The sequence below is a fragment of the Streptomyces sp. NPDC002004 genome (assembly GCF_053593975.1).
This window is the reverse complement of the sequence record NZ_JBSFDP010000003.1, coordinates 284202-309686: the sequence shown is the minus strand read 5'-3', so window position 1 is coordinate 309686 and position 25485 is coordinate 284202. Positions and strand designations below refer to the sequence as shown.

The 25485-nt window shown below is 70.9% G+C and carries 21 protein-coding genes and 1 pseudogene; 7 read left to right on the top strand and 15 right to left on the bottom strand.

Annotated elements, in window-relative coordinates; genetic code table 11:
- Positions 1-77: 77 nt before the first annotated feature.
- Positions 78-1049: a helix-turn-helix transcriptional regulator gene (locus tag ACWCP6_RS07335; protein WP_450931385.1), complete on the top strand. Its 972-nt coding sequence runs from the start codon at positions 78-80 to the stop codon at positions 1047-1049.
- A 49-nt stretch (positions 1050-1098) separates the two neighbouring features.
- On the opposite strand, the gene ACWCP6_RS07330 is transcribed toward ACWCP6_RS07335, so the two are convergent.
- Entirely contained in the window at positions 1099-2214 is a 1116-nt protein-coding gene (locus ACWCP6_RS07330; protein WP_450931384.1) for an ADP-ribosylglycohydrolase family protein, read from the bottom strand.
- A gap of 106 nt (positions 2215-2320) precedes the next feature.
- Positions 2321-2770, bottom strand: coding sequence for an ATP-binding protein (locus ACWCP6_RS07325; protein WP_450931383.1), 450 nt, complete (start codon positions 2768-2770; stop codon positions 2321-2323).
- Positions 2771-2882: 112 nt separating this feature from the next.
- On the opposite strand from ACWCP6_RS07325, the gene ACWCP6_RS07320 reads away from it, so the two are divergent.
- Positions 2883-3710 (top strand): helix-turn-helix domain-containing protein, encoded by an 828-nt coding sequence (locus ACWCP6_RS07320; RefSeq protein ID WP_450931382.1) that lies wholly within the window; start codon positions 2883-2885, stop codon positions 3708-3710.
- The gene (locus tag ACWCP6_RS07315) at positions 3707-4012 is read left to right on the top strand and encodes a DUF397 domain-containing protein (RefSeq protein ID WP_450931381.1); all 306 of its coding nucleotides are present in this window, start codon (positions 3707-3709) and stop codon (positions 4010-4012) included. Before ACWCP6_RS07320 ends, ACWCP6_RS07315 begins: the two co-directional genes overlap by 4 nt.
- On the opposite strand, the gene ACWCP6_RS07310 is transcribed toward ACWCP6_RS07315, so the two are convergent.
- A complete protein-coding gene (locus ACWCP6_RS07310; protein ID WP_450931380.1) occupies positions 3996-4583 on the bottom strand; it encodes a hypothetical protein in 588 nt (195 codons plus the stop codon). The two genes, ACWCP6_RS07315 and ACWCP6_RS07310, sit on opposite strands and share 17 nt — an antisense overlap.
- Before the next feature lie 61 nt (positions 4584-4644).
- Positions 4645-7263: a bifunctional FO biosynthesis protein CofGH gene (locus ACWCP6_RS07305; RefSeq protein WP_450931379.1), complete on the bottom strand. Its 2619-nt coding sequence runs from the start codon at positions 7261-7263 to the stop codon at positions 4645-4647.
- Positions 7264-7365: 102 nt separating this feature from the next.
- Here ACWCP6_RS07305 and ACWCP6_RS07300 point away from each other — a divergent pair, with 102 nt between their 5' ends.
- Positions 7366-8037 carry a hypothetical protein gene (locus ACWCP6_RS07300; protein WP_450931378.1) on the top strand — a complete coding sequence of 224 codons (672 nt, stop codon included), beginning with the start codon at positions 7366-7368 and terminating at the stop codon, positions 8035-8037.
- 440 nt (positions 8038-8477) lie between these two features.
- Here the strand turns inward: ACWCP6_RS07300 and ACWCP6_RS07295 are convergent, their stop codons facing one another.
- Complete coding sequence (locus ACWCP6_RS07295) at positions 8478-10331, bottom strand: serine hydrolase (RefSeq protein ID WP_450931377.1); 1854 nt, start codon at positions 10329-10331, stop codon at positions 8478-8480.
- Between the two features lie 536 nt (positions 10332-10867).
- Between ACWCP6_RS07295 and cas2e the strand changes: the two are divergent.
- Positions 10868-11185, top strand: a pseudogene (gene cas2e / locus ACWCP6_RS07290) (type I-E CRISPR-associated endoribonuclease Cas2e).
- The gene (locus ACWCP6_RS07285; protein ID WP_450931376.1) at positions 11182-12120 is read left to right on the top strand and encodes a YcxB family protein; all 939 of its coding nucleotides are present in this window, start codon (positions 11182-11184) and stop codon (positions 12118-12120) included. Before cas2e ends, ACWCP6_RS07285 begins: the two are co-directional and overlap by 4 nt.
- Here ACWCP6_RS07285 and ACWCP6_RS07280 read toward each other — a convergent pair.
- Positions 12108-13037 carry an LLM class F420-dependent oxidoreductase gene (locus ACWCP6_RS07280; protein ID WP_450931375.1) on the bottom strand — a complete coding sequence of 310 codons (930 nt, stop codon included), beginning with the start codon at positions 13035-13037 and terminating at the stop codon, positions 12108-12110. The two genes, ACWCP6_RS07285 and ACWCP6_RS07280, sit on opposite strands and share 13 nt — an antisense overlap.
- Positions 13038-13202: 165 nt before the next feature.
- Between ACWCP6_RS07280 and ACWCP6_RS07275 the strand changes: the two genes are divergently transcribed.
- Positions 13203-14735 carry a CehA/McbA family metallohydrolase gene (locus tag ACWCP6_RS07275; protein ID WP_450931374.1) on the top strand — a complete coding sequence of 511 codons (1533 nt, stop codon included), beginning with the start codon at positions 13203-13205 and terminating at the stop codon, positions 14733-14735.
- Positions 14736-14800: 65 nt separating this feature from the next.
- Here the strand turns inward: ACWCP6_RS07275 and ACWCP6_RS07270 are convergent, their stop codons facing one another.
- From ACWCP6_RS07270 to ACWCP6_RS07230, 9 genes are all read right to left on the bottom strand, one after another.
- Positions 14801-16237 (bottom strand): hypothetical protein, encoded by a 1437-nt coding sequence (locus tag ACWCP6_RS07270; protein ID WP_450931373.1) that lies wholly within the window; start codon positions 16235-16237, stop codon positions 14801-14803.
- A 126-nt stretch (positions 16238-16363) separates the two neighbouring features.
- Entirely contained in the window at positions 16364-17830 is a 1467-nt protein-coding gene (locus tag ACWCP6_RS07265) for an aldehyde dehydrogenase family protein (protein ID WP_450931372.1), read from the bottom strand.
- Positions 17827-19566 carry an N-acyl-D-amino-acid deacylase family protein gene (locus ACWCP6_RS07260; protein ID WP_450931371.1) on the bottom strand — a complete coding sequence of 580 codons (1740 nt, stop codon included), beginning with the start codon at positions 19564-19566 and terminating at the stop codon, positions 17827-17829. Before ACWCP6_RS07260 ends, ACWCP6_RS07265 begins: the two co-directional genes overlap by 4 nt.
- A gap of 13 nt (positions 19567-19579) precedes the next feature.
- Positions 19580-20698: an LLM class flavin-dependent oxidoreductase gene (locus tag ACWCP6_RS07255; RefSeq protein WP_450931370.1), complete on the bottom strand. Its 1119-nt coding sequence runs from the start codon at positions 20696-20698 to the stop codon at positions 19580-19582.
- Positions 20699-20878: 180 nt separating this feature from the next.
- The gene (locus tag ACWCP6_RS07250) at positions 20879-21658 is read right to left on the bottom strand and encodes an SDR family NAD(P)-dependent oxidoreductase (RefSeq protein ID WP_450931369.1); all 780 of its coding nucleotides are present in this window, start codon (positions 21656-21658) and stop codon (positions 20879-20881) included.
- 105 nt (positions 21659-21763) lie between these two features.
- Positions 21764-22720, bottom strand: coding sequence for an LLM class F420-dependent oxidoreductase (locus ACWCP6_RS07245; protein WP_450931368.1), 957 nt, complete (start codon positions 22718-22720; stop codon positions 21764-21766).
- A gap of 154 nt (positions 22721-22874) precedes the next feature.
- Positions 22875-23531: a pentapeptide repeat-containing protein gene (locus ACWCP6_RS07240; RefSeq protein ID WP_450931367.1), complete on the bottom strand. Its 657-nt coding sequence runs from the start codon at positions 23529-23531 to the stop codon at positions 22875-22877.
- A 137-nt stretch (positions 23532-23668) separates the two neighbouring features.
- On the bottom strand, positions 23669-24082 hold the full coding sequence (locus ACWCP6_RS07235; protein WP_450931366.1) for a PaaI family thioesterase: 414 nt from the start codon (positions 24080-24082) through the stop codon (positions 23669-23671).
- Between the two features lie 94 nt (positions 24083-24176).
- Positions 24177-25397, bottom strand: a complete 1221-nt coding sequence (locus tag ACWCP6_RS07230; RefSeq protein WP_450931583.1) for an amidohydrolase family protein — start codon at positions 25395-25397, stop codon at positions 24177-24179.
- Between the last annotated feature and the right edge of the window lie 88 nt (positions 25398-25485).

Below are 25485 nucleotides of genomic sequence, written 5' to 3'. Positions count from 1 at the left end.
GCCGGTGCCGCACGGTGCGCGCCCAGCCTGGCGGCCGTACCTGACACCTTCTGTCAGGTACGCGGGACAATCGCTCCATGCGCGCCGACCGGCTCCTGTCCCTGCTCCTGCTGCTCCAGAACCGCGGCCGTATGACCGCCGCCGAACTCGCGGCGGAGCTGGAGGTGTCGCTCCGCACCGTCTACCGCGACGTCGAGGCGCTCGTCGCGTCGGGCGTCCCGGTCCGTACCGAGCGCGGCCCCCTCGGCGGCTACCGCCTGATGGACGGGTACCGCACGCGGCTGACCGGCCTCTCCGACGCCGAGGCGGGTGCGCTCTTCCTCGCCGGCGCGCCCGGCCCGGCGCGGGACCTGGGCTTCGGTGCGGTCCTGGCGACCGCCCAGCTGAAGGTGCAGGCCGCGCTCCCGGCCGGCCTCGCGGACCGGACCCGCCGGGTCCAGGAGCGCTTCCACCTCGATGCTCCCGCCTGGTTCCGGGACGCCGATCCCGTCGCCCATCTGGCCACGGTGGCCCACGCGGTGTGGGAGCAGCGGGTGCTGCGGGCGCACTACCGGCGGTGGCGCGGCGAGGTGCACCGGGAACTCCGCCCGCTCGGCCTCGTCCTCAAGGGCGGCATCTGGTACCTGGTGGCGCTCGCCGACGACGACGTACGCACCTACCGCGTGGCGAGGTTCCTGGCCGTGCACACCACGGACGAGGTCTTCGAGCGCCCGGTCGGGTTCGATCTGGCTGCCCACTGGGAGGAGTCGTCCCGCCGTCTGGAGGCGGCGCTGCACCCGGAGACCGCCCGCCTGCGGATCTCGCCCCGGGCACAGCGGTTGCTGCCCATGATGTTCGGCGCGGCGGGCAGCCGCGCCCTGAAGGGTGCGGGGGCGCCGGACGACGAGGGCTGGGTGCGGGTGGAGCTGCCGGTGGAGACCGAGGCCGTCGCGGTGGGCGACCTGCTCAGACTCGGCGCCGACGCGGAGGTCCTGGGGCCGCCCGCGCTGCGCGCAGCGGTCGCCCGGAGCGTTGCGGCACTTGCGGATCTCTATGCGGCGCAGTCATGACGCCGCGGCACCGCTGTGGGAGTCCTGCCTCCCGGTGCCGCAGAAGGGCTCAGCCCCGGGGATAACGCGCGAGCCACCCCGACACGGAGAGCGCAGGCCCGTGCAGCGCGGCCCCCTGCGTCATCTCCATCGCGAAGTCGTCGGCCAGCTCCAGGATCGTGGCCCGCCCCTCCACCTCGGCGACCCACCCGGGCGTCAGCGCGGTCTCGCCGTGCATCGCCCCGAGCAGCCCTCCGGCCAGCGCCCCGACGGCCACCGAATCCCCGCCGTGGTTGACCGCCAGGCACAGCCCGTGACGGACGTCCTCACCGACGAGGGCGCAGTAGACGGCCGCGGCGAGCACGCCTTCCGCGGCCCCGTCCTCGGCCAGCGCCTCCACCCGCGCCGGCGCGGGCATCCCCTGCCGCACCGCGCCCAGCGCGTGCTGGAGGGCATCGGTCACCGGCCCGTGCCCCGGCCGCGTCCCGAGCAGTCCGAGGGTGCGCTGGACGGCTCCGTCCAGCCCGTCTCCCCGGGCGAGCCCGTGCACGATCAGGGCGTACGCGGCCGCGGCCAGGTAGGCCGTGGGGTGCCCGTGCGTCTGCACCGCGCACTCCACGGCGAGCTGCATCACGAGCTGCGGCTCCCAGCCGACGAGCAGCCCGAACCCGGCGGACCGCAGGGTGGCCCCGATGCCCCTTTCATCCGGATTCTTCGGAATGTTCAGGGTGCCCATGACGTCGTCCCCGAACCCGACGAGGCTCGCCCGGTCGGGGCTGCGACGGGCGTACAGCCACTCCTCGCGGGCCAGCCAGCCGTCGTCCCTGCGCCGCTCGTCGGGCCCCCAGTCGTTCTGGGTGGCCATCCACCGCCGGTAGGCGCGGTGCAGATCGGTCGGAGGGTGCCAGGCGCCGGTGTCACGGCGCACCTGCGCCCGTATCAGCCCGTCGACCGTGAAGAGGGAGAGCTGCGTGGCGGCGGTCACGGCGCCGCGCCGACCGTATGCGGGCGCGAACCTGGTCAGCCCTTCGGCTCCGTGCTCGGCGCGGATCGCGTCCAGCGACAGCCCGCCCACCGGCGCGCCCAGCGCGTCCCCGAGCGCCGACCCCAGGAGGGTTCCGCGGACCCGGCTGCGGAAGTCCTGCTGCTCCGTGCGGCCCCAGACAGCGGTGGCTGCTGCACTCACCGGACCTCCTCCCTGCACGTGTTCCGGTTACGGCCGATCCGGCAGCACTGTAATCGAACGCGAACACGTCTCCAGAGGCGTGCACAGTTTTGTGACCCGCCGCCCTTCAGATCACTTTTGCAACCACTCGCGCCCATTCCGGGGACCATCCGAACTCGCACCAGACGATCTTGCCGGGCGAACGGTCCGCGACGCCCCACTTGCCGGCGAGCGCCGACACCAGCAGCAGACCGCGGCCCGACTCGCCCTCACGCCCCTCCCGGTCCCGCGATTCGTCCGGTACGACATGGGGCTCGCCGTCACCGCTGTCGTGGACCTCGACCCGCAGCGCGTCGCGGTACGGGAGCAGCCGTAACTGGAAGCCGCGTCCTGGCGGGGCGCCGTGCAGCAGGGCGTTCGTGGTGAGCTCACTGACGCACAGCAGGATGTCGTGCCGGGCCGGCTCGGGTACGGCCCAGTCCACGAGCGCGGCACGCGTGAACTCCCGCGCGGCGGGGACGGACCGGCGTTCCCGCCGGTAGAAGCGCTCCCGTCCCGGTGGTGTTTCGTCGTTCATGCGACGAGGGTGACGCTCCGTGGCCATGATGGGGCAGTGTGTGAGCCCGTACGGCATTTCTGTACGGGTTCGGTGCGGTGAACGTACGGTCCGAGCTGGGGAGTTGGACCTCATGAACCCCAAGAAGCTGCCTCGCACGAAGAACGCTTCGGCGTTGAAGATGGTGGGTGCGCAGGTCGCCGCCCTGCGGAGGGCGTCCGGACACACCCAGCGGTCCCTCGGCGAACTCGTCGTCGCGAGCGAGGAGACGATCGCCTCGATCGAGCAGGGCAGACGGCCGTTGAAGGAGGACTTCGCGGCGCTGCTGGATCAGGTGCTGGACGGGAGGGGGGTGTTGACGGCGGCGCTGGCGAACATGCCGGAGGTGGACCTGTTCCCACGGTGGGCGGAGGAGTTCATCGACCTGGAGCGGGAGGCTTTGGCGTTGTCCTCGTACCAGAATCAGGCGCTCCCTGGACTGCTCCAGACGGATGCGTACGCCCACGCCGTGTTCCGCAACGAGGTACCCGCTCTCACCGAGGATGAAATCGCTCAACGCGTCGCAGCCCGCTTGCAGCGCCAGGAGATCTTGCAGCGCAAGGAGCGTCCGACCGCCAGCTTCATCATCTCCGAGGTGACCCTCATGGACCGCCTGGGTGGCGACGAGGTGCACTTCGGTCAGTTGCGCCACTTACGGGACTGGGCCGACCTGCCTGGTATCACCCTCCAGGTCATGCCGGTAGGACGCGACTTCCATGCCGGGCTCTCGGGCCCGTTCATCCTCATCGAGACCCCTGACCACCAGCGGGTCGCCTACGTCGAGGGACAGCGAAAGGGCTGGCTGATCGCCGAGCCCGACGAGGTGTCCATCCTGGAGCGCAAGTATGCGATGCTGCGGACACAGGCCCTCAACCACCGGGAGACCAAGGACCTGTTGGACCGGTTGCTAGGAGAGCAATGAGCACCGCACTGCAGTGGTTCAAGTCGAGTTACAGCACCGAGCAGGGCGGCGACTGCATCGAAGTCGCTTACAACTGGCGCAAGTCCAGCTACAGCACCGAGCAGGGCGGCAATTGCCTCGAAGTCGCCCACGAATGGCGGAAGTCCAGCTACAGCGGCAGCGAGGGCGGCGACTGCGTAGAGGTGTCCCCCCACCCCGCCGCCATCCACGTCCGCGACTCCAAGAACCCCGCCGGACCGACCTTCACGGTGACGCCCGCGGCCTGGGCCGCGTTCCTGTCTCCGCTCAGGGAACGACCCTGACGACCGTCTGCTCGTCGCCGAACTTCCACAGGGCGGCGCCGTCCTCCTTGTGCAGGCGGATGCCGCCGGTCTTGGCGCCCGGCGCCGGCTTCGGGGACGAGCCGTCCTGGGCATTGGAGAAGGCGACGTTGAGGCCGTCGACGGCGGTGAAGTAGATGACGTTCTCGATCTGGACGCCGTCGGAGCCCTCGACGGCGGGGCGGCGGTAGGTGACCTTGTAGCTGCCCGCGGCCGGGCTGACGGTGCCCGGCCAGACGGTGAAGCTGCGGGACAGACTGTTGTCGGCGTTCACCAGCCACACCCGGTGCTCGCCGAGCGAGTAGACGACGCGCCTGCCGTCACCGGAGTGCGGCGGCACCGGCGCCTGCGACGGCTTCGGGCGCGAGGACTGGTGGGTGCCCGGCGTCGAGCCGCCGTGCGCGGAGGCGGACGCGGACGGCCGCGGTCCCTGCGCCTTGAGGTCCTCCGGGGCTGCGCCCTTCGCCTGCACGGCCAGGACGGTGACAGCGGCGAGGGCCGCCACTGTCAGAGCGGTGACCGGGGCCCAGGTGGGCAGCCGACGGGCAGACACGCGGGGGTCTCCTCGACTCGATGCTCGGAATTCTGAGAATTCCGAGCATCGTATCGGCATATCAGTCGATCAACGGCAGCAGCTCCGGCAGGTGCCCGTCCGACGCCGCCGCGGACCGCTGCCGCTCCTCGGGGACCTCGCCGTAGACCGTCGTACGGGGGCGGGCGGGGCGGCCGGCGGCGTCCGCGATGGCGATCAGGTCCTGGATCGAGCGGTAGGAGCCGTAGGACGAGCCCGCCATGCGGGAGATGGTCTCCTCCATGAGCGTGCCGCCCAGGTCGTTCGCGCCGGAACGGAGCATCTCGGCGGCCCCCTCGGTGCCGAGTTTCACCCAGCTCGTCTGGATATTGGGGATGAGCGGGTGGAGAAGGAGACGGGCCATCGCGGTGACCGCGCGGTTGTCGCGGGCGGTCGGGCCGGGGCGGGCGATGCCCGCGAGATAGACGGGCGCGTTGGTGTGGATGAAGGGGAGGGTCACGAACTCGGTGAAGCCCTCCACGCCCTTCGCGAGGGCACTGCGCTGGATGCGGGCCAGGGTGCGGAAGTGGCCGAGCCAGTGGCGCGGCTGGTCCACGTGCCCGTACATCATGGTCGAGGACGAACGGATGCCCAGCTCATGGGCGGTCTCGACGACCTCGATCCAGGTCGAGGCGGGCAGCTTGCCCTTGGTGAGGACCCAGCGGACCTCGTCGTCGAGGATCTCGGCGGCCGTGCCCGGGATGGTGTCGAGCCCGGCCTCCTTCGCGGCCGCCAGCCACTCCCGTATCGACATGCCGGTGCGGGTCGCACCGTTGACGACCTCCATCGGCGAGAAGGCGTGCACATGCATGCCGGGGACGCGTTCCTTCACGGCGCGGGCGATGTCGAAGTAGGCGGTGCCCGGCAGGTCCGGATGGATGCCGCCCTGCATGCAGACCTCGACCGCGCCCACGTCCCACGCCTGCCGGGCCCGGTCGGCGACCTGCTCCAGGGACAGTGTGTAGGCGTCGGCGTCGGTGCGCCGCTGTGCGAACGCGCAGAAGCGGCAGCCGGTGTAGCAGACGTTCGTGAAGTTGATGTTCCGCGTGACGATGTAGGTCACGTCGTCGCCGACCGTGGCGCGGCGCAGGTCGTCCGCGATCCGGCACAGTGCGTCCAGCGCCGGGCCGTCCGCGTGCAGCAGCGCCAGTGCCTCGTCGTCGGTGAGCCCCGTCGGGTCGTCGGCGGCCTGCCTCAGCGCGGCGCGCACGTCGCCGTCGATGCGCTCGGGCACCATCCCGGGCGCGGCCTGCTCGCGCAGGGCCTCCCAGTCGCCGTAGACGACGTCGAAGTCGTCGCGGCGGTCGGCGGTGCGGCCCTCGGTGTCGATGGTGCGGTGCAGATCGGTGCGGCCGCCCGGCGTGAACCCCTCCTCGGGCTCCTGCCAGGGGCGGCCGACGACATCGGCGTCCGGGCGGGCGAGCCCGGTGGCCGGGTCGGCGAGCGCGGTCACGTGCGGCAGCAGCCGCGGGTCCAGCCAGGGCTCGCCGCGCTGCACGAACTCGGGGTAGACGCAGAGGCGTTCGCGCAGCTCGAAACCGGCGGCGGCCGAACGCGCGGCGAGCGCGTCGATCTGCGGCCACGGCCGCTCGGGGTTCACATGGTCGACGGTCAGCGGGGACACCCCGCCCCAGTCGTCGATGCCGGCGCCGATCAGCCGCTCGTACTCGCCGTCGACGAGGTTCGGCGGCGCCTGGAGGCAGGCGCTCGGGCCCATGATGTGCCGGGCGACGGCGACCGTGGCGACCAGGTCGTCCAGCTCGGCGTCCGGCATGCCGCGCATCGCCGTGTCCGGCTTGGCGCGGAAGTTCTGGATGATCAGCTCCTGGATGCCGTGGTAGGAGCGGGCGACACGGCGCAGTGCGAACAGCGAGTCGGCCCGCTCCTCGTACGTCTCACCGATCCCGATCAGCAGACCGCTGGTGAAGGGGACGGAGGAACGCCCGGCGTCCTCCAGGACCCGCAGCCGCACGGCGGGCTCCTTGTCCGGGGAGCCGTGGTGCGGACCGCCCGGCTCCGACCACAGCCGGGTCGCGGTGGTCTCCAGCATCATGCCCATGGAGGGCGCTACGGGCTTGAGCCGCTGGAAGTCGGTCCAGGTCATGACGCCCGGGTTGAGGTGCGGGAGCAGCCCCGTCTCCTCCAGGATGCGGATCGCCATCGCCCGTACATAGGCGATGGTGTCGTCGTACCCGTGCGCGTCCAGCCACTCGCGGGCCTCCGGCCAGCGGTCCTCCGGCTTGTCGCCGAGCGTGATCAGCGCTTCCTTGCAGCCGAGTTCGGCGCCGCGGCGGGCCACGTCCAGGACCTCGTCCGGGGACATGAACATCCCGTGCCCGGCACGGCGCAGTTTGCCCGGAACCGTCACGAAGGTGCAGTAGTGGCACTTGTCCCGGCACAGCCGGGTCAGCGGGATGAACACGCTCTTCGAGTACGTGATGACACCGGGCCGTCCCGCGGCGGCGAGCCCCGCGTCCCGCACCCGGGCCGCGGACGCGGCGAGGTCGTCCAGGTCCGCGCCGCGGGCCTGGAGCAGCACCGCCGCCTCGGCGACGTCGAGCGCGACGCCGTCGCGCGCCCGCCTCAGCGCTCGACGCATGGCGTTCTCGGTGGGCCCGGTCGCCCCGGCGTGTCCCGTCGGTCCGGTTGCGGAAGTCGTCATCCCCCGAGCATACGAGCGCGGATCAAATGAGTACGGATACCCACTCCTTGCTGCGCAGCCGCACCGATACGCGGCGCGACCTGCCCGATCTACGGTCCTCGCATGACCGAGAACACCACGACCGAGCCGGACGCAGGCTCCGAATTCCTCCGCACCCTCGGGTGTGGCTTCGCCGTGCTCGTCGGCCTGCCGCTGCTCGTCGTGATCGCGTTCGTCGGCCGGCTGATGTGGAATGCGTCGGGCTCGACGGACTACCCCCGCGCCGCGCCCGAGGAGACGGCGGCGCGTGTCTTCCAGCGCTCCCAGGAGGCGTACGACGTGCTCGGGTTCCGGCGCACCGTCGAACCCGGTGTGGAGAAGGTCGGCGTCAGCCCGGAGAACACCCTCGACTCGTCGTACTGCTACTCGGGGGGCCCGCTGGGGCTGGACGACAAGACCGTCGACGGCGCCTACAGCATGAACCACAGCTGGGCGCTCGACCATGTGACCGCCAAGCAGGCCGTGCCCGCCCTGCGCCGGCTGCACAAGCACCTGGAGGACACCGGCTGGACGGTGACCTCCTACCGCGAGGCGGTGTCGGGCGACATGTGGGAGCTCTTCGTCCAGCGGAACGACGGCGAGGAGCGCATGTCCTTCACCTGGTACGCGGACCGCGGGTACTTCACCGGCGGCGCCTCCGGCCCCTGCGCCTACGACCCCGGCTGGAAGGACGGCGACGGCCTCTCGGGCGAGGACGAGCGGCCGCCGGCCCTGGGGCCGTCCCGGAGGGGCTAGGGGTCTTCCGCGGGATGGTGTCACGTTGCGCGAGGCTCTGAAGTTACACACCTTCGCTGTCGAGCCACTGAACTGTGGATGCTTGATCGAGGGGCACGTCGGCCATGGAGCGCGCGACGAGGAGTTGCTCGGCGGGAAGATCGGCCCGGCGACGTCCCGCACCCGCCCGTGCTGCTTGTCTTCAACCACGTCGGCGGCCGCAACCCCAACCGCACCATCCCGGCGCCTGGTCGAACCCACCCGCCATCTGCGGGAGGGGGCAGCGGTACGAGGACCACCCCTTCCACAAGGGATACGTGCCGCCGGGAGAACGGTGGCGTTGACACCGAGCGAGAACTGAACCGCCGTCTGTCGTGGCGAGTCTGCGGTAGCGGATGAGGGCGCAGGCGATGCTGGTGACGGTCATGAAGTAGCCGGCCTTGGCGCTTTGATGCCATGTCTCACAGCTGAGTGTTCTCCGGCCAGATGTCGACCCGGTCGTGAATCTTCCACATCAGGTCCGAAAGACCGTCCGTCGCGTTCCTCCGCCCAGAGTTCGCCAGCGCTGCCCAGCAGTATCCGTCTGCGGTCCGTGACAGCACGGACGTCGTGCCGGCCAGCCATCCGGAGTGAGACCACGTCCCGTCGCTTCCCACGTACCAGCCCAACGCGTACCCGTCGGACCCCGCCAGCCCTGAAGGGGTGGTCATCAAGGTGATGTACTCACTGGAAAGGATGTCCGCAGGTGCGGCAAAACCGTCCACGTGAACCGCGAAGCGCAGCAGATCGCTCACGTTGGCCAGCCATCCGCCATGGGCGTCCATCCGACTCACCCGGATGCCGTAGGGGTCCAAGCCGTCAGGGCCGTAGTACGTGACCTCATACCGATGCTTTTCCGCTTCGGTGTCCCCAGCGATGAACATGGCCTGCGCTCCACAGGGCAGCAGGACGTTCTGCCGGACGTACTCCTCGTACGTCTGGCCGGTCACTTGCTCGATGACCCGGCCCAGAACGCAGTAGCCGAAGTTGGAATACGCATACTTGGTTCCCGGAGCGTTACTCAGGGAGCGGTTCTTCAATACCCAGGAAATCAACTCGCGCGCACTGAGCCCATAATTGGTGTACATCGGGTCGTTTGCGTCGTTGGGCCAACCGCCGCTGGAGTGCTCCAGCAACTGACGCACAACGATGTTCTCGACCTGCGGATCCGTCGGAGTTCCCAGCGCGCTGAGGTAGCCGTTGGGTCCGAAGACCAAGTGCTGCAGATCTACTCTCCCTTCAGCAGCGAGTCGCAGGACGGCCACCGAGGTGATCGGTTTGGAGATGCTGGCTATGCGGAACAGATTGGCTGGCGATGCTGGTGTCCCGCTGGCCTTGTTCGCGACCCCGGACGACGCCATGTAGACCAGACGACCGTTCTTGGCCACCGCCAGCGCCATACCGGGGATGTCGAAGTCCCTGAGGAAAGTCGCCGCAAGCCCGGGGACGACGGACGCGGCGTTCCGCTGCTCCCATATGGGGTTGAATCGCGGCACGGCGCCGGAGCCGCGGCCCGCCGAGTAGGCGCCAGTGGCGATTGGCCGCCAACCTGCGTTCGTCAGCCTGAGCCGGTCGGCCTCGTAATGGACTGTGTCCTTGCCGTGCCCCGCCTCGGCGGGCATCCCCGGTGCCTTCTCGAAGAGAGCAACGAACTCGTCAGTGTTGCCGGGCGTGTAGCCGCTGACGCGCACCGGAAAGCGTCCGAGCTGAACCTGGCGGTCGAAATCGGACTGATAGACGCGGCTCGGTCCCACGACGTCCCAGTCCCGCCCATCGGATTCGACCCAGATCGACGAGAAGCGGGTGATGTAGGTGAGCGGTGCAGGCGGCGGCACTTCGGGATTGGGCTCAAGATTGCGATAACAGCCTATGTCCGCGACGCGATAGCCCTGGAGCCGGACCTGGCGGAGATGCTCGGCGAGGTTGAGGATGTGGAAGTCGTGCCGGCAAGCCCATGACGGACCGTCCGCCTTCTCCCAGATGGCGGCGAAGAACGTCTCACCGGCGACGTTGTACCCGTTGATCCGCACGGGGCGGTACCCCAAGACCTTGCGTTCGTCGAAGACACGTTGGAAATCGGCGGCTCTGATCATGTGCTGCGTCCACTGTGCGGACGCACTGTACGCCCCGTGCCCAGGTTCCCAGATCGCAGAGAAGCGGGCTTGACTGTTGACCTCGTAGCCGCAGACCTCGACAAGCCGCAGATTCCTGTCGACGGACAGAGCCCGGAACGCGTCACGGTACTGCTGCTCGGTGAGGTCGATTCTGACTTCCACGGGGGTCATCGGATCACTCACAAGAAGGTGGTCTGCTGCGGAGCCGGTCAGAGCGTCAATCGCGCCTGTTCCAGGAAACGTCCGATGTGGAGCCTCGTTCGCTTGGCCCAGCGATCTCGTCGGAGACGAACAGGATCGCCGGTTAACTAGAAGCGCCACGATCAAGGCTGGTGGCGCTCGTGCTGGTGGTGGCGAAAACATGAGAACTCACCAAGTCCGATGCTATTGCTCTCACCCGGCAGGCGCCACTCATGTGGCGTCGGGACGTCGGATGGGGGGCGCTCCGGTGCAGCCCCGCGACCCGAGGACCGCCACTCCGATCGCAGCCAGGACGCACGGCTGCCCGTCGCGGCCACGCTCTGTTGTCACGAGGCACACCAGGCGCACGTCGGCACCGGCCGCCTGCAGGCGTTCAGCACCGCTCACTGCCACTTCGAACACGGTCTCTTCCACGACCGCCGCTGGAACGGTATCCAGCAGCTGCCGGCTTCGGCCGCAGGCCGCGACTGCGAGGACGAAGACCCCGGGGCGCTCTGGTGACCGTCATCGTTCTCACCAACTGCCCCGCAAGCCTGCGCGGCTTCCTGACCCGCTAGCTCCTGGAGATCTCCGCCGGCGTCTTCATCAGCAACCCGTCCGCACGCGTACGGGACCTTCCATGGGAAGAGGTCCAGCAATACGCCGGACAGAGGCACGCCCTCCTGGCTCACGCCACCAACAACGAACAGGGGTACACCTTCCGTGTGGCTCTGCCCTCCGATCATTACGTGACCTCGATGACGTATGGTGCCGACCGCCGCCAGGCCGGCCGGGCTCACGATCCGGTTGATCACCGAACCGGGGAGGGAACATGACCGAGGGCCGGGAAACGGATACGGTCGCCGAGAGACCGGTGGAGCTGGCCTACCGGCCGACCGTCGGCGAATTGGCGTCCGGGCTGCGGGCACGCGCGAGGAGCACCGGCTCGGGACGCCTGCAGCGCGGTGCGCTGGTCTGGACGGTGGCGGTCACGACCGTCGGTGCCCTGTTGTCGGCGGCCGGCTCCGACCACCGGGACAGACCGTGGCCGCTGTATGCGGGGGTGGTGTTCTCCGTCGCCTTCATGACTGCGGTGCCGTGGTTGCAGGCGCGCCGCCTCCACCGGCTCGCCGAACGGCAGGGGGACATCTGCGGGACGGTCGACGACACCGGGGTCCGGCTCACCACCGCGCACAGCTCGGCCAGCCACGACTGGCACCTCTACTCGCGCTATGTCGAGACGCCGGAGCTGTTCGTGCTGCTCAGCGCCGACAAGTCCGCCGTCGGCTTCGCCGTCCTGCCCAAGCGGGCCGTGGCGGACCCGGAGGAGGTGGACCGGCTCCGGGCGGTCCTCGACCGGCGGCTCGTGCGCGCGGACGACGCCGAGGCGCCCGGAGTCCCACGGAGCCGGGGCCGGGCCGTCGGCCGCGGGGTCGGCTCCGTCGGACTGTTGCTGCTGGGGCTGCTGCTGTTCTTCCTCGCCTTCGCCGCCGTCCAACGGGCCACGCACCCGGGCCACTTTCCAGGGATCCAGAACAACACCGCCCCGATATCGGCCGTCATGCTGGGGCTGGGGGCGCTTGCGGTCGCCGGGGCTTGGTGGCTCGTACGGCGGATGAGGGCCATGCGGATCGTGACCGCCGTGCTCGCCGTCCTCGTCCTGCTGGCCGGTGGCGCCGCCCTGTACCGCGTTGGGCCGATGCTCCACTGCTGGGGCTCGGACCGGATCGCCCGCGAGCCCGAGGGCGCCTACGTCTGCTACGACTTCTGAGCGGGCCACGGTCTCCGAGCGGAGCCCGGTCCGGCAACGCCCGGCGTGATCGGCAAGACACCCCCTAGCTGGAGATACGGCGCGTAGGCGTCCAGCACCCGCAGCACCTCGTCCTCGCCCGCGGGCGGCAGTTGCAGCACGACCTCCTCGATGCCGAGGTCGGCGTAGTGGGCGAGCTTCCCGGGGGCGGGCAGGACCGCGTACGGCACGACCTGGAGGGCGTGCGGGTCACGGCCCGCCTCCTGCCAGGCGGCGCGCAGCACGGGCAGCGACTCGGTGAGGCCGCGCCCGCCGATCGGCAGCCACCCGTCGGCGTACTCGCAGATGTGCGCGAACAGTTTCGGCCCCGCGGCGCCGCCCAGGAGCGTGCGCGGCCCGACGACCGGCCCGCGCGGCTTCTGCACCGGCTTCGGGTGGGCGTGGCTGGCCCGGACGGAGACCCCGAACCCGCCCTCGTACGCCGTGGGTTCCTCCGCCCACAGCGCGCGCATCAGCGCCATCCGCTCCCGCCCGAGCTCACGCCGCGTACGCCACTCGACCCCGTGGTCGGCGGCCTCCTCCACATTCCATCCGAAGCCGACGCCGAGGGTGAACCGGCCGCCGGAGAGATGGTCGAGCGTCGCGATCTGCTTGGCGAGGTCGATCGGGTCGTGCTGGGCGACGAGCGTGATGCCGGTGCCGAGACCCAGCCGCTCGGTGACGGCGGCGGCCTGGCCGAGCGCGACGAACGGGTCGAGGGTGCGTCCGTACTCGGGCGGCAGCGGCCCGCCCGCCGGGTACGGGGTCGTGCGCTCGACGGGGATGTGCGTGTGCTCGGGCAGGTAGAGGCCCGCGAAGCCGCGCTCCTCCAGCTCCCGTGCCAGCCGGACGGGCGTGATCGTCTCGTCGGTCAGGAAGATCGTGGTCGAGATCCGCATCGGCAGACTCCTGGGGGGTGCGACGGGGGTGGGGCTCTTACTACCCGGAGCGGCGACAGGAGTCCACCGGCCCATCCCCTTCCCTTACAAGGCAGTTCACGGCTCACTGTCATTGTTGCGAGCACCACCCATGTCAAAGCCCACTCCGACACCCAGGGGGCATGCATGTGCGAGGACACGCAGGGAACCGGCGCCGACACGGGTTGGGGACGACGCGCTCTCGTCGTGACGGGAGCCGCGGCCGCGCTTACGTTGGGACACGTGAGCTTCGCGCGGGGCGCCGACGGCGCGGCATCGGGCCAGGAGACGAAGACGGTGCGCGGCACCCTTCCCACCGGGTCCCCGGACTTCGTGTACGTGCCGGTGGAGGTGCCGCGCCGGGTGCGCGAGATCCACGTCTCGTACACCTACGACAAGCCGTCCGTCCCGGCCGGTACCGCCGGCAACGCGCTCGACATCGGGATCTTCGACGAGCGCGGCACCGAGCCGGGCGGCGCGGGCTTCCGCGGCTGGTCGGGCGGGGCGCGCACGGAGTTCTTCATCCGCGCGGACGACGCCACGCCCGGCTACATCCCCGGTCCCGTCCGTCCCGGCACCTGGCACATCGCGCTCGGCCCCTACACGGTGGCGCCGCAGGGTCTCTCGTACGAGATCACCGTCACGCTCACCTACGGCGAGCCCGGCACGACCCCGAGGCCGGTGTACCCGCCGGAGCGGGCGAAGGGCCGGGGGCGCGCCTGGTACCGCGGCGACTGCCATCTGCACTCGTGGCACTCCGACGGCCGGCGCACGCCCGCCGAGATCGCGGCCCTCGCCCGCGCCGCGGGGCTCGACTTCATCAACAGCTCCGAGCACAACACCCACTCCGCGCACGCGCACTGGGCCGACCAGGCCGGCGACGACCTGCTCGTCATGCTCGGCGAGGAGGTGACGACGCGGAACGGTCACGTGGTGGCGCTCGGCACCGATCCGGGCACCTTCGTCGACTGGCGCTACCGGGCCCGCGACAACCGCTTCGGCCGGTACGCGCGGGAGATCCGGCGGACCGGGGGCCTCGTCGTCCCGGCCCATCCGCACGCCACCTGCGTGGGCTGCAACTGGAAGTTCGGGTTCGGTGAGGCCGACGCCGTCGAGGTGTGGAACGGCCCCTACACGCCCGACGACGAGGTGACGCTCGCCGAGTGGGACAACACGCTGGTGGCGGCGGCGCGGGAGGGGCGGCGGGACTGGCTTCCGGCGATGGGCAACAGCGACGCCCACCGGGACCCCGACCGGGTGGGGATGCCGCAGACCGTGGTCCTCGCGGACGACCTCACCCGGGAGGCCGTCCAGGAGGGCATCCGCGCGGGGCGCAGCTATGTCGCCGAGTCATCGGCGGTGCAGTTGTCCTTCTCGGTGTCGGGGCCGCGGGGCGAGCACGCCGGCATCGGTGAGCGGCTGCGGGTGGACGCCGACGCGCCGGTCACCGTCCGTCTCGACGTCACCGGCGCACCGCGCTGCACCATCCGCTTCGTCACCGACCAGGGGACGCTCTTCACCAGCGACAACCTGCCGGTGTCCGGGGCGGGGTCCGCCGAGTGGCGGACGACTGCGTCGTACGCGGCGTACGTGCGGGCCGAGCTGCGCCACGACCCGGTGCTCATCGGTGTGCCCGGGCCGATGGCGGCCTTCACCAATCCGGTCTTTCTGGGGGTGTGAGGGCTGGTGGGGGTGGGCGGGGGCCCTGCGGGGCCTTCCCCCGTCCCACCCCTTCCCGCCGTGCGCTACCGGGCCCTTGCCGGGAAGACGAAGAAGCCCTTGTCCGTGGTGAAGTAGCCGTAGCCGGACTGCTTCGTGGAGAGCGGCACGTTGTCGGCGGGGAGGTCCTTGGCGAGGACCTTCTTGGTGCGGGCGTCGACGGCGAGGACCTTTTCGCCGCCGCCGATGCCGTCGCCGGCCGTGGTGCCGTACAGCACGTCGCCGCCCGGGGAGAAGCGCAGCGGGGTCAGCGGGTGTTCGTCGCCGCCCTGCGTCCAGACCTGTGTACCGCCTGCGGGCCTCCACACGGCGGTTCCGGCCTTCGTGGCGGCCGCCGCGAGCTCGTGGTCGGGGGAGAACACCGAGGAGCCCTCGGTGTTGACGGTGTCGGTGGGGTCGTCCTCGTAGGAGTAGGTGGTGGAGCCGCCGATCTGCTTGCCGCTCGCCAGGTCGTAGGTCGCGGTGACCCAGGTGCTCGGCGAGAGGGCGCCGGCGCCCCAGGCGGTGAGGACCCGGCCACCGCGGACGTCCAGGATGCGGAGGGCGCCGCTGGTCCGCTCGTGGTCGTCGTTCAGCTCGACCCCCTTGGGCGGGGTGACGTCCGCGGTGCTCCACACCTTCTTGCCGGTGGCGAGGTCGGACATGACCAGCTGTTCGGGCTCGTCCGTGTAGGTCGTCGCGTTCTCGACGTGGATGGCGTACTTCCCGGTGATCAGGGGAGCGTGTGCCTGGCCGCCGTCGATCTCCTTGTTCCGCGGGTCGAAGGAGCAGCGCGCCATCTCCCCGGAGCAGGTGACGGTGCGGGCCGTGCCGCCGTCGACGGGCGTGAGGCGCAGGCCCGCGTCCCCCGCCTGGTCGACGAAGTAGCCGTCGAGGACGTGGAACTCCGTGTCCGCGTCGTGCTCGGCCTTCCCCAGCAGGGTGCCGTCGCTGCCGTAGACGGTGACCGTGGCCGTCTTCTTCTCGGCGCTCAGCCCGTCGGACTGCTTGGTGCTGGTGGTGCGCACCTCCAGCGCGGGGACGCCGTCGTGCCAGGTCGTGGCGACGACCTGGTCGGCCTTCACCTTCAGGGTCTTGCGCACCGCTCCGGTCTTCACGTCGCGGAACTCCAGCGTCAGCGGTTCCGGTTCGTCGCTCATGTGGAGGGCGCCGGTGGTGCCGTCGACCGGCTCCTTCTCGTAACCGGCCATGGCGTACGTGCCCTTCGCGTCCTTGGCGAAGAGCAGGGCGTCACCGAGGTCGATGGCCTTGGCGGGCGGCAGGCTCCACGCCTGGCGCGCGGCCAGACCGGGTATCGCGGGCCCGCCGTAAGCCGGCCCCCCGGCCTTCGCCCCGCCCTCCTGTGCGGCCGGACCATGGTCCTTGCCCCGGTCGTCGGACCCGTCGCCGCCGGTGGGGCCGCAGCCCGCGACGAGTCCGAGTGACAGGAAGAGCCCCGCAGTTGCCCGTGTGTACTTGTTCATGTCCCCGTTGGTTCCGTGACGTTGCCGATCTTGAACGGTCACAGATCATAGGGACCGCACGAACGCCCTTTGACCATGTCTTGACAACTGCGGGGCGGGGCGGAACCGGGGTCCGGCGGACGGGGGTCAGCCGGGCCAGACGATCGCCTGGAGTTCGCTGTACGCGTGCAGGGCGTAGGAGCCGACGTCGCGGCCGACGCCGCTCCTCTTGAAGCCTCCGAAGGGCGCCTCCAGGTTGCGGCCGACCGTGTTGACGCCGACCCCGCCGGCCCGCAGGCGCCGGGCGACGCGGAAGGCGCGGGCGACGTCGGCCGACCAGACGTAGTCGATGAGGCCGTAGTCGCTGTCGTTGGCGAGGGCGATGGCCTCCTCCTCGTCGTCGAAGGGCACGACCACGACGACCGGCCCGAAGATCTCCTCCCGGGCGACCCGCATGTCGTTGGTGCAGTCGGTGAGGAGGGTGGGGGCGACGTAGAAGCCCCTGCCGCCGGGTACGGACGGCCGCTCGCCGCCCGCGGCCACGTGCGCGCCCTCCTTGCGGCCCAGCTCGACGTACGACTCCACCCGGTCCCGGTGGGCCGCCGAGATGACCGGCCCGACGACCGTGCCCTGCTGCCGGGGGTCACCGATCCGCAACCGCCCGACGTAGCCGGTGAGTTCCTCCACCAGACGGTCGTGGACCGAGCGGTGCACGATCACGCGCGTCGGGGCGGTGCAGATCTGGCCGCTGTAGAAGGAGAACGTCGTGCCGATGCCCTGCACCGCCGCATCGAGGTCGGCGTCCTCCAGGACGAGGGCCGCGCCCTTGCCGCCCAGCTCCATCAGCTGGCGCTTCATTGCGCGTCCGCACACCTCGGCGATGCGCTGCCCGACCGCCGTGGACCCGGTGAAGCTCACCATGTCCACGTCGGGGGAGTCGACGGCCGCCTCGCCGACGCCGACGTCCCTGCCGGACACGACGTTCACGACCCCCGGCGGAGCCCCGGCCTCCGCCAGCGCCTCCGCCATCCGGTAGACCGACAGCGGGTCCTGCGGCGCGGGCTTCACGACCACCGTGTTGCCCATGGCGAGCGCGGGGGCGACCTTGCCCGCCGGGTTGGCCCACGGGTTGTTGTACGACGTGATGCAGGTGACGACGCCGACCGGCTGGCGGACCGCGAGGGCGCCCATGACACCCGCCCTCCCCATGGGCCCCGCCTCGTTGATCTGCGGGGGGAGCGCCGTCTCGGCCGGTTCCAGCGCCCCCTTCGCATACCGCCGGAAGCGCGCGACGCCGACGCCGACCTGCATACCGCGCGCGGTGCCGGTCGTGGCACCGCTCTCCGCCTGGGCGAGGTCCGCGTACCCGGCGAAGTTGCGCTGCATGACGTCCGCGGCCCGGTCGAGGATCGCGGCCCGCTCCTCGGGCCGGGTCCGCGACCAGGTCGCGAAGGCCTCCCGCGCGGCCCCGGCCGCCTCGTGCACCTGCGCACGGCTCGCCTCGGGGGCGAGCCCGACGGTGTCCTCGGTCGCCGGGTCGACCACCGCGTAGTGGCCGGCGTCGGGTTCGACCCACTCCCCGCCGATGAACAGCCGCTGCGGGTCCCGGGTCAACGGGTGCTCACCGTCCTCGTGTCGCGCCCCGAGCGCAGGACCCGGCCGGGCGTGGCGCCGGTGACGACGTCGTCGCGCATCGCCTCGACACCGCCGACCCACACCGCCGTCACACCGATCGCCCTGGAGTCCAGGCGCGGGCTGTCGCCGGGCAGGTCGTGGACGAGCGTGGCCTTGCCCGCGTCGATGCGCTCCGGGTCGAACAGGACCAGGTCGGCGTGCCAGCCCTCCTGGATCTGCCCGCGCTCCCGCAGCCCGAACAGGCGCGCGGGGTCGTCGGTCAGCATCCTGACCGCCCGTTCCAGGCCGACCAGCCTGCGCCCGCGCAGACAGTCGCCGAGGAAGCGGGTGGTGTACGGGGCGCCGCACATGCGGTCCAGATGCGCACCGGCGTCGGAGCCGCCCAGCAGGACGTCCTCGTGCTCCCAGGTCCCGCGGCGCAGCTCCCAGCTCGCCGGGTCGTTGTCGGTGGGCATCGGCCACAGCACCGTGCGCAGCTCGTCCTCGGCGCATATCTCGACGAGGCACTGGAAGGGGTCCTGGCCGCGCTCGGCGGCGATGTCCCCGACGACCCGTCCCGTGAGGCCCTTGTTGGCCTCGGAGTACGTGTCCCCGATGACGTACCGCCCGAAGTGCGCGAGCCGCCGGAAGACGCCTGCCTCCTTGCTGTCCGCGCGGCGCAGCATCTCGGCACGGACGTCCGGGTCACGGAGCCTGGCGATCCGTTCCGGCACCGGCAGCCCCAGGATCTCGCCCCAGCCGGGGATCAGGTTGAGCGCGCAGAAGGTGCCGAGGGACATGTTCATGGGGGTGAGGATCGGCATGGTGAGCGCGACGATCCGGCCGCCGGCCTTGCGGGCCCGCTCGCTGGGGACCAGCTGCCGCGGGACGCGCTCGGGGACGGCCGCGTCGATCGTGAGGACGTTCCAGTTGAGCGGGCGGCCGGCCGCGGCGCTCATCTCCACCAGCAGGTCGATCTCTTCGTCGCCGAACTGGTCGAGGCAGCCAGCGACGATCGCCTCCAGCTGGGTGCCCTCGTGCTCGCCGACCGCCTTCGACAGGGCGAGGAGTTCGGCGGGCTCCGCGTGCCGGGAGGCGACGGGTTTGCCGTCGCCGTCGGAGTGCGTGGCGGACTGCGTGGTCGACAGGCCCCAGGCGCCCGCGTCCATGGCCTCGTGGAGGAGCCGGACCATCCGCTCCAGCTGGTCCGGCGAGGGCCGGCCGCCGATCGCGTCAGGACCCATGACGTACCGGCGCAGCGCGCAGTGCCCCACCATGAAGCCCGCGTTGACGGCGATGCGGCCCTCCAGGCCGTCCAGGTACTCGCCGAAGCCGTGCCAGTTCCAGGGCGCACCCTGTTCGAGCGCGACCAGGGACATGCCCTCGACCTTGGACATCATCCGGCGGGTGTAGTCGGCGTCCTCGGGGCGGTCCGGGTTCAGCGGTGCGAGCGTGAAGCCGCAGTTGCCGCCCACGACCGTCGTCACCCCGTGGTTGAGGGACGGGGTCGCGTAGGGGTCCCAGAACAGCTGGGCGTCGTAGTGGGTGTGCGGGTCGACGAAGCCGGGGGCGAGGACGAGCCCGGTGGCGTCCTCGCTGGTCCCGGCCTCTTCCTGTACGGTGCCGGGCCGGGCGACGACGGCGATGCGGCCGTCGCGTATGCCGACGTCGGCGCTGTAGGCGGGCGCGCCCGTCCCGTCCACGACGGTCGCGCCCCTGATCAGATGGTCGAGCATGTCGGCGGACCCCCTAGGCGGCCTGGCGGAAGCGCGTCGTCCGGTGCACCGGATCGGTGTCGATCTTCGGGATCACGTGCTCGCCGACCAGCTTGATCGTCTGCAACGTGTCCTCGGGCGAGATGCCGATCGGCAGGCCGAAGCTCAGCTGGTCGGCGCCGGCCTGCTCCCAGCGCTTGCACTGACGCAGCACCTCGTCCGGGTCGCCGCAGATCAGCAGCTCCTCGGCGATGAGCAGTTCGACGATCTCCTCGTTGAACTCGGGCAGCGTCTCGGGCCACACGGGGAAGCCCTCGGGGCGCGGGAAGGTGTCGTGGTAGCGGAAGACGAGGGACTGCAGATAGTTCAGTCCGCCGCCGGCCGCGATCCGGACCGCCTCCTCGTGCGTGGGCGCGCAGATCGCCGTCGACGTGACCATCACGTTGTCGTTGACGAAGTCGCCGACCGGCTCGGCCTTGGCGATGTTGCTCTTGTACTGCTCCAGCACCCACTCCATGTCGGAGACCTTCTGAACGCTGAAGCCGAGCACGCCGAGGCCCTTGCGCGCCGCCATCGCGTACGAGGGCGGGGACCCGGCCGCGTACCACATGGCAGGGTGCGACTTCCCGTACGGCTTGGGGAACACCTTGCGCGGCGGGAGCGACCAGTGCTTGCCCTGGAACCCGGCGTACTCCTCCTGGAGCCACATCTTCGGGAACTCGGCGATGGTCTCTTCCCAGATCTCCTTGGTGTGGTTCATGTCCGTGATGCCCGGCAGGAAGCCGAGTATCTCGTGCGAGCCGGCGCCGCGCCCGCTGCCGAACTCGAAGCGGTTCCCGCTGAGGTGGTCGAGCATCGCGACCTTCTCGGCGACCTTGACGGGGTGGTTGACCTGGGCCAGCGGGTTGAAGATCCCGGAGCCGAGGTGGATGCGGTCGGTCGCGTGGGCGAGGTAGCCGAGAAAGACGTCGTTGGCGGAGAGGTGCGAGTACTCCTCCAGGAAGTGGTGCTCGGAGGCCCAGGCGTACTTGAAGCCGGACTTGTCCGCCTGGATGACGTACTCGGTCTCCTCCATCAGCGCCTTGTGCTCCGCGAGCGGGTCGGTCTCGGCCCGCTTGCCCACGTATCCCTGTACAAAGAGCCCGAATTCCAAGGAGGTTCACCGTCCCTGTTCATGTGTCCGACAGCGCCGGGGCGCCGCGGCGGACCACCGGTCCCACAGCTCCGGGGGCCCGTCGCTCATTTCTGACGATCCGTCAGATGTAATGCCGTCGACTGTTGCAGTGCGCCGGTGAGCCGTCAAGAGAAGACGCGGCGCCTTACTGATGAACCGTCAGATGACGCTGACCCCGGCGAGCCAGCCGCCGTCGATCACGAAGGGCTGGCCGGTGATGTACGCCGAGTCCTCCTCGGAGGTGAGGAACAGCGCGAGGCGCGCCACCTCCTCGGGCTGCCCCACCCGCCCCAGCGGCACGAGCTTGCGGTACAGCTCGTCCAGGGCCGCCGAGGTCTCGACGGGGTCCGCGTCGGGGTCGAGCTGGGCGGGGTTGCTCATGGCCGTGTCGATGGCCCCCGGGCACACGGCGTTGACCCGTATCCGCTTGGGCGCCAGCTCCATCGCCGCGACCCGGGTCAGACCGACGATGGCGTGCTTGGTGGCGCTGTACGCACCGACGTACGCCATGCCCGTGAGCCCCGCGTACGAGGCGGTGTTCACGATCGTGCCCCCGCCGGCCGCCTCGATCCTCGGCGCGACGGTCCTGATCCCCAGGAACGCACCGATCTGGTTCACCTGGATGATCTGCTGGAACTCCTCGAGCGGAGTGCTGACGAGTTCGTTGAACCGCAGGATGCCCGCGTTGTTGATCAGTCCGTCGATCTTTCCGTAGTGCTGCTCGGCCGATGCCACGGCCCGCCGCCAGTCGGACTCCTGCCCGACGTCGAGATGGACGTACAGCCCGCCGATCTCCTTGGCGAGGGCCTCGCCCTGGTCGTCGAGCACGTCGCCGAGCACGACCTTGGCGCCCTCGGCGACGAAGAGCCGCGCCTCCTGCTCACCCTGTCCGCGCGCCGCACCGGTGATGAGTACGACGCGCCCGTCCAGCTTGCCCATGCGAGGTCCTCTCCTCTGTCGTCCTCGGTTCGCCCCCCGTCGCGAGCTGCCGCGCCCGCCGTGCCCTGCCGCGCCGGGTGGTGCATCGGCCGCATCCGGCCGTGCTCAGTCGTCGAGGTGCGGGGCCACGTCACGCGCGAACGCCGCCATCTGGTCGGTCAGCTCGCTCCGGCCGCGCGAACGGAACCGGACCTGTATCTGGTGCACTCCCATCGCCGCGTACGCGCGCAGCGACTCGGCCAGCGCCTCCGGGGCTCCGGTGAGGGTGCGGCGCCCGACATCCCAGCCGGGCTTTCCCACATGGAGCGGCTCGGTGATCGCGCCGACGGTGATCGGCGCATCGATGCCCGCCTCCTCCCGCAGCCGCCTCAGCCGGGCGATCTGCTCCGGCAGCCGGTCGCGCGGGTCGCCCTGCGGCAGCCAGCCGTCGCCCTTGAGCGCGGCACGGCGCACGGCGGCGGGCGAGGAGCCGCCGACCCAGACCGGCACATGCGGCTGGGCGGGCCGGGGCCGCTGCCCGAGCCCTTCGAAGGCGTACCGCTCCCCCTTGAACTCGGGGTACTCCTCCGGTCCGAGGGCCGCCTTCAGCGCGTCGACGCTCTCGTCCAGGACCGCCCCGCGGCGCGTGAAGTCGGCACCGAGCGCATCGAACTCCTCGCGTACATGGCCCGCGCCCACCCCGAGGATCAGCCGGCCGCCGCTGAGGTGGTCGACGGTGGCGTACTGCTTGGCCGTGGCCAGCGGATGGCGCAGTCCGACGATCGCGACATGACTGAGCAGCCGGATGCGCGTGGTGAGGGCGGCCAGATAGGAGAGCGTGGCCACCGGGTCGTACCACACCGTGCTCATCGCCGCGGCCAGGCGGCGCGGGATGGCGACGTGGTCGCAGGTCGCGATGTAGTGGAAGCCGGTGCGGTCCGCCGTCCGCGCGATCTCCACGAGATCCTCGGGACCCGCGTCCGTCTCCCAGGACTCGGCGTAGATGGTGCTCTGCGACTGCACCGGGAGCTGCATTCCGTAGAGCAGCCGCCGCGGCACCGGCGGCGGCACGGTTCGTGCCATGGGTACCCGTCCCCTCGCATGAGGTCAACTGACGGACCGTCACCTGCACGGTCGGGGACCCATCGTCGTAGCTGACGGTTCGTCAGGCAAGGGTTGGGGCGCGGGAACCCCGGGCGGGGACGCGGCCGGCGTCGCCCCCGGGGCGTACGCCGCCTCAGCCGGCCTCGAACCCCAGGGCCTGTGCCAGCACGACCGCCTGCTCCAAGTCGATCACGGCCCGCCCGGCCTCCACGGTCAGCGGGTCGAGGGAGGAGAGGTCACTCCCCCGCAGATCCGCCCGGCTCAGCCTCGCCCCGCGCCATGCCGCCCCCGACAGATCGCACCCCGTGACCGCCGCTCCCTCCAGCCGCGCGCCCGTGAGGTCGGCCTCCCGCATCCGCACCCGGTCGAACGACGCCTTCCGCAGATCCGCGCCCGCCAGCCCGACGAACGACCAGTCGCCCCCGCTCACCTCCAGCAGGCCGAAGTCCGAGTCCCGGAAGCCGCTGCCCACGCCCTTGCACTGCTCGAACCGCGCGTCGAAGAAGTTGCAGCCCTTGAAGGTGCAGTTGGTGAACGCGGACCCGGTGAACCGCGCGGCGTTGAACCGCACCCCCGCGAAGGTGCATTCGTCGAAGACGGCGCCCTCGCCGGTCGCCTCCGTCCAGTCGCCGTCGTAGAACGTGCAGCGCGTGAACGTCTCACCGGACAGATCCCGTCCGTACCAGTCCTCGCCGCTGACGACCCGGTCCTCGTGCCGCTCGCGCGGCGATTCCCCCGAGGGGTCGTGCGGGGAGGGGCCGTCGCCCATGTGCTGTCGTCCACCGGTCATGCGCCGATTGAACACCCGGCCACTGACAGTCGCCCGGGGAACCGGCCCGACCGGGGAGGACGCCCCTCGCCCGGACGTCCAGCCCGCTCACGCCACCCGACTCACCCGGCTCACCCGGCTCACCCGGCTCACCCGGCTCACCCGAGGAGTGCGTACACCGTCGACGCGCGCGCCGCCGGCTCCTCCTCCCCCTCCGCCGTCATCGTGATGTCGACGAACGCCATCCGCTTGCCCAGCCGGGAGATCCGGGCCTCGACCAGGACGTCCGCGCCGGTCACCGCACGCTGGAAGGTCGTCGACTGCTGGACCGTCGTCATGGGGACGAAGCCGCCGCGGGCGGACGACACGGCGATCACGGTCGCCGTGTCGGCGGCGGCCATCAGCGCCTGCCCGGACAGACCTCCGCCCTCCCGGGCGAGCCGGTCCGACCAGGGAAGGCGCAGCACGGCGTGACGGTCTCCCGCCTCCACGACACCGAGGCCGAGTTCCAGCACCCAGGGCGCGAAGTTGTCGGAGAGGATCTTGTCGGCTGCGGCGACGGAGAGGGTCATGGGGCGATAGTGCCGCCCGGCGGGCCGCCCCAAACAACCGGGGACGCCCCGCCTCCCTGAAGGAGCACCCGGAACCTCGGACCGCGCACCGGGCTCACGCCCCCGGCCAGAGCCCGTCCTCCGTCAGCCCCAGCAGTTCGATCGCGTTGCGCCGTACGATCCGGTCGACGACGTCCGGGGCGAGGTGGCCCATCTGGGCCTCGCCCACCTCCCGGGACTTCGGCCAGGTGGAGTCGGAGTGCGGGTAGTCGGTCTCGTACAGGACGTTCCCGACGCCGATCGCGTCCAGGTTCCTGAGGCCGAAGGCGTCGTCGAAGAAGCAGCCGTACACATGGTCGGCGAAGTACTCGGAGGGCGGCTTGCGGACCTTGTCGGCGACGCCGCCCCAGCCCCGGTTCTCCTCCCAGACCACGTCCGCACGTTCGAGGATGTACGGAATCCAGCCGATCTGCCCCTCGGCGTACATGATCCTCAGGTTCGGGAACCGCTCGAACTTGCCGCTCATCAGCCAGTCGACCATCGAGAAGCAGCAGTTGGCGAAGGTGATCGTGGATCCGACCGCAGGCGGAGCGTCCGCCGACGTCGACGGCATCCTGCTGGAGGAGCCGATGTGCATGGCGATGACCGTCCCCGTCTCGTCGCACGCGGCGAGGAACGGATCCCAGTCGTCCGTATGAACGGACGGCAGCCCCAGGTGCGGGGGTATCTCGGAGAAGGCGACGGCCCGCACCCCGCGCGCGGCGTTGCGCCGCACCTCCGCGGCGGCCAGCTCCGCGTCCCACAGGGGGATGAGCGTGAGCGGTATCAGCCGTCCGCCCGCCTCGGGCCCGCACCACTCATCGACCATCCAGTCGTTGTACGCGCGGACGCCGAGCAGCCCCAGCTCGCGGTCCTTCGCCTCGGTGAACGTCTGCCCGCAGAACCGGGGAAACGTCGGGAAACACAGGGCGGACTGCACATGGTTCACGTCCATGTCGGCGAGCCGCTCCGGCACGCTGAACGACCCCGGGCGCATCTGCTCGTACGTGATGACCTCGAGCCTGATCTCGTCCCTGTCGTACCCGACGGCCGTGTCGAGCCGGGTCAGCGGCCGGTGCAGGTCCTCGTACACCCACCAGTCGCCGACGGGCCCGTCGTCGCCGGGCGCGCCCATGACCGGCGCGAACCTGCCGCCCAGGAAGGTCATTTCCTTCAGCGGGGCACGGACGATACGGGGCCCGGTGTCCCGGTACCTGGCCGGGAGCCGGTCCTGCCAGACGTGCGGGGGCTCCACCGTGTGGTCGTCCACTGAGATGATCTTGGGGAAGGTCTCCATGGGGTCCATGGCTCTCACGGTAGCGCCGATCTGACGCTCCGTCAGCTGTCGTTCGGGCATACGCGGGTGGCCTGGACGCGTTCCCCCG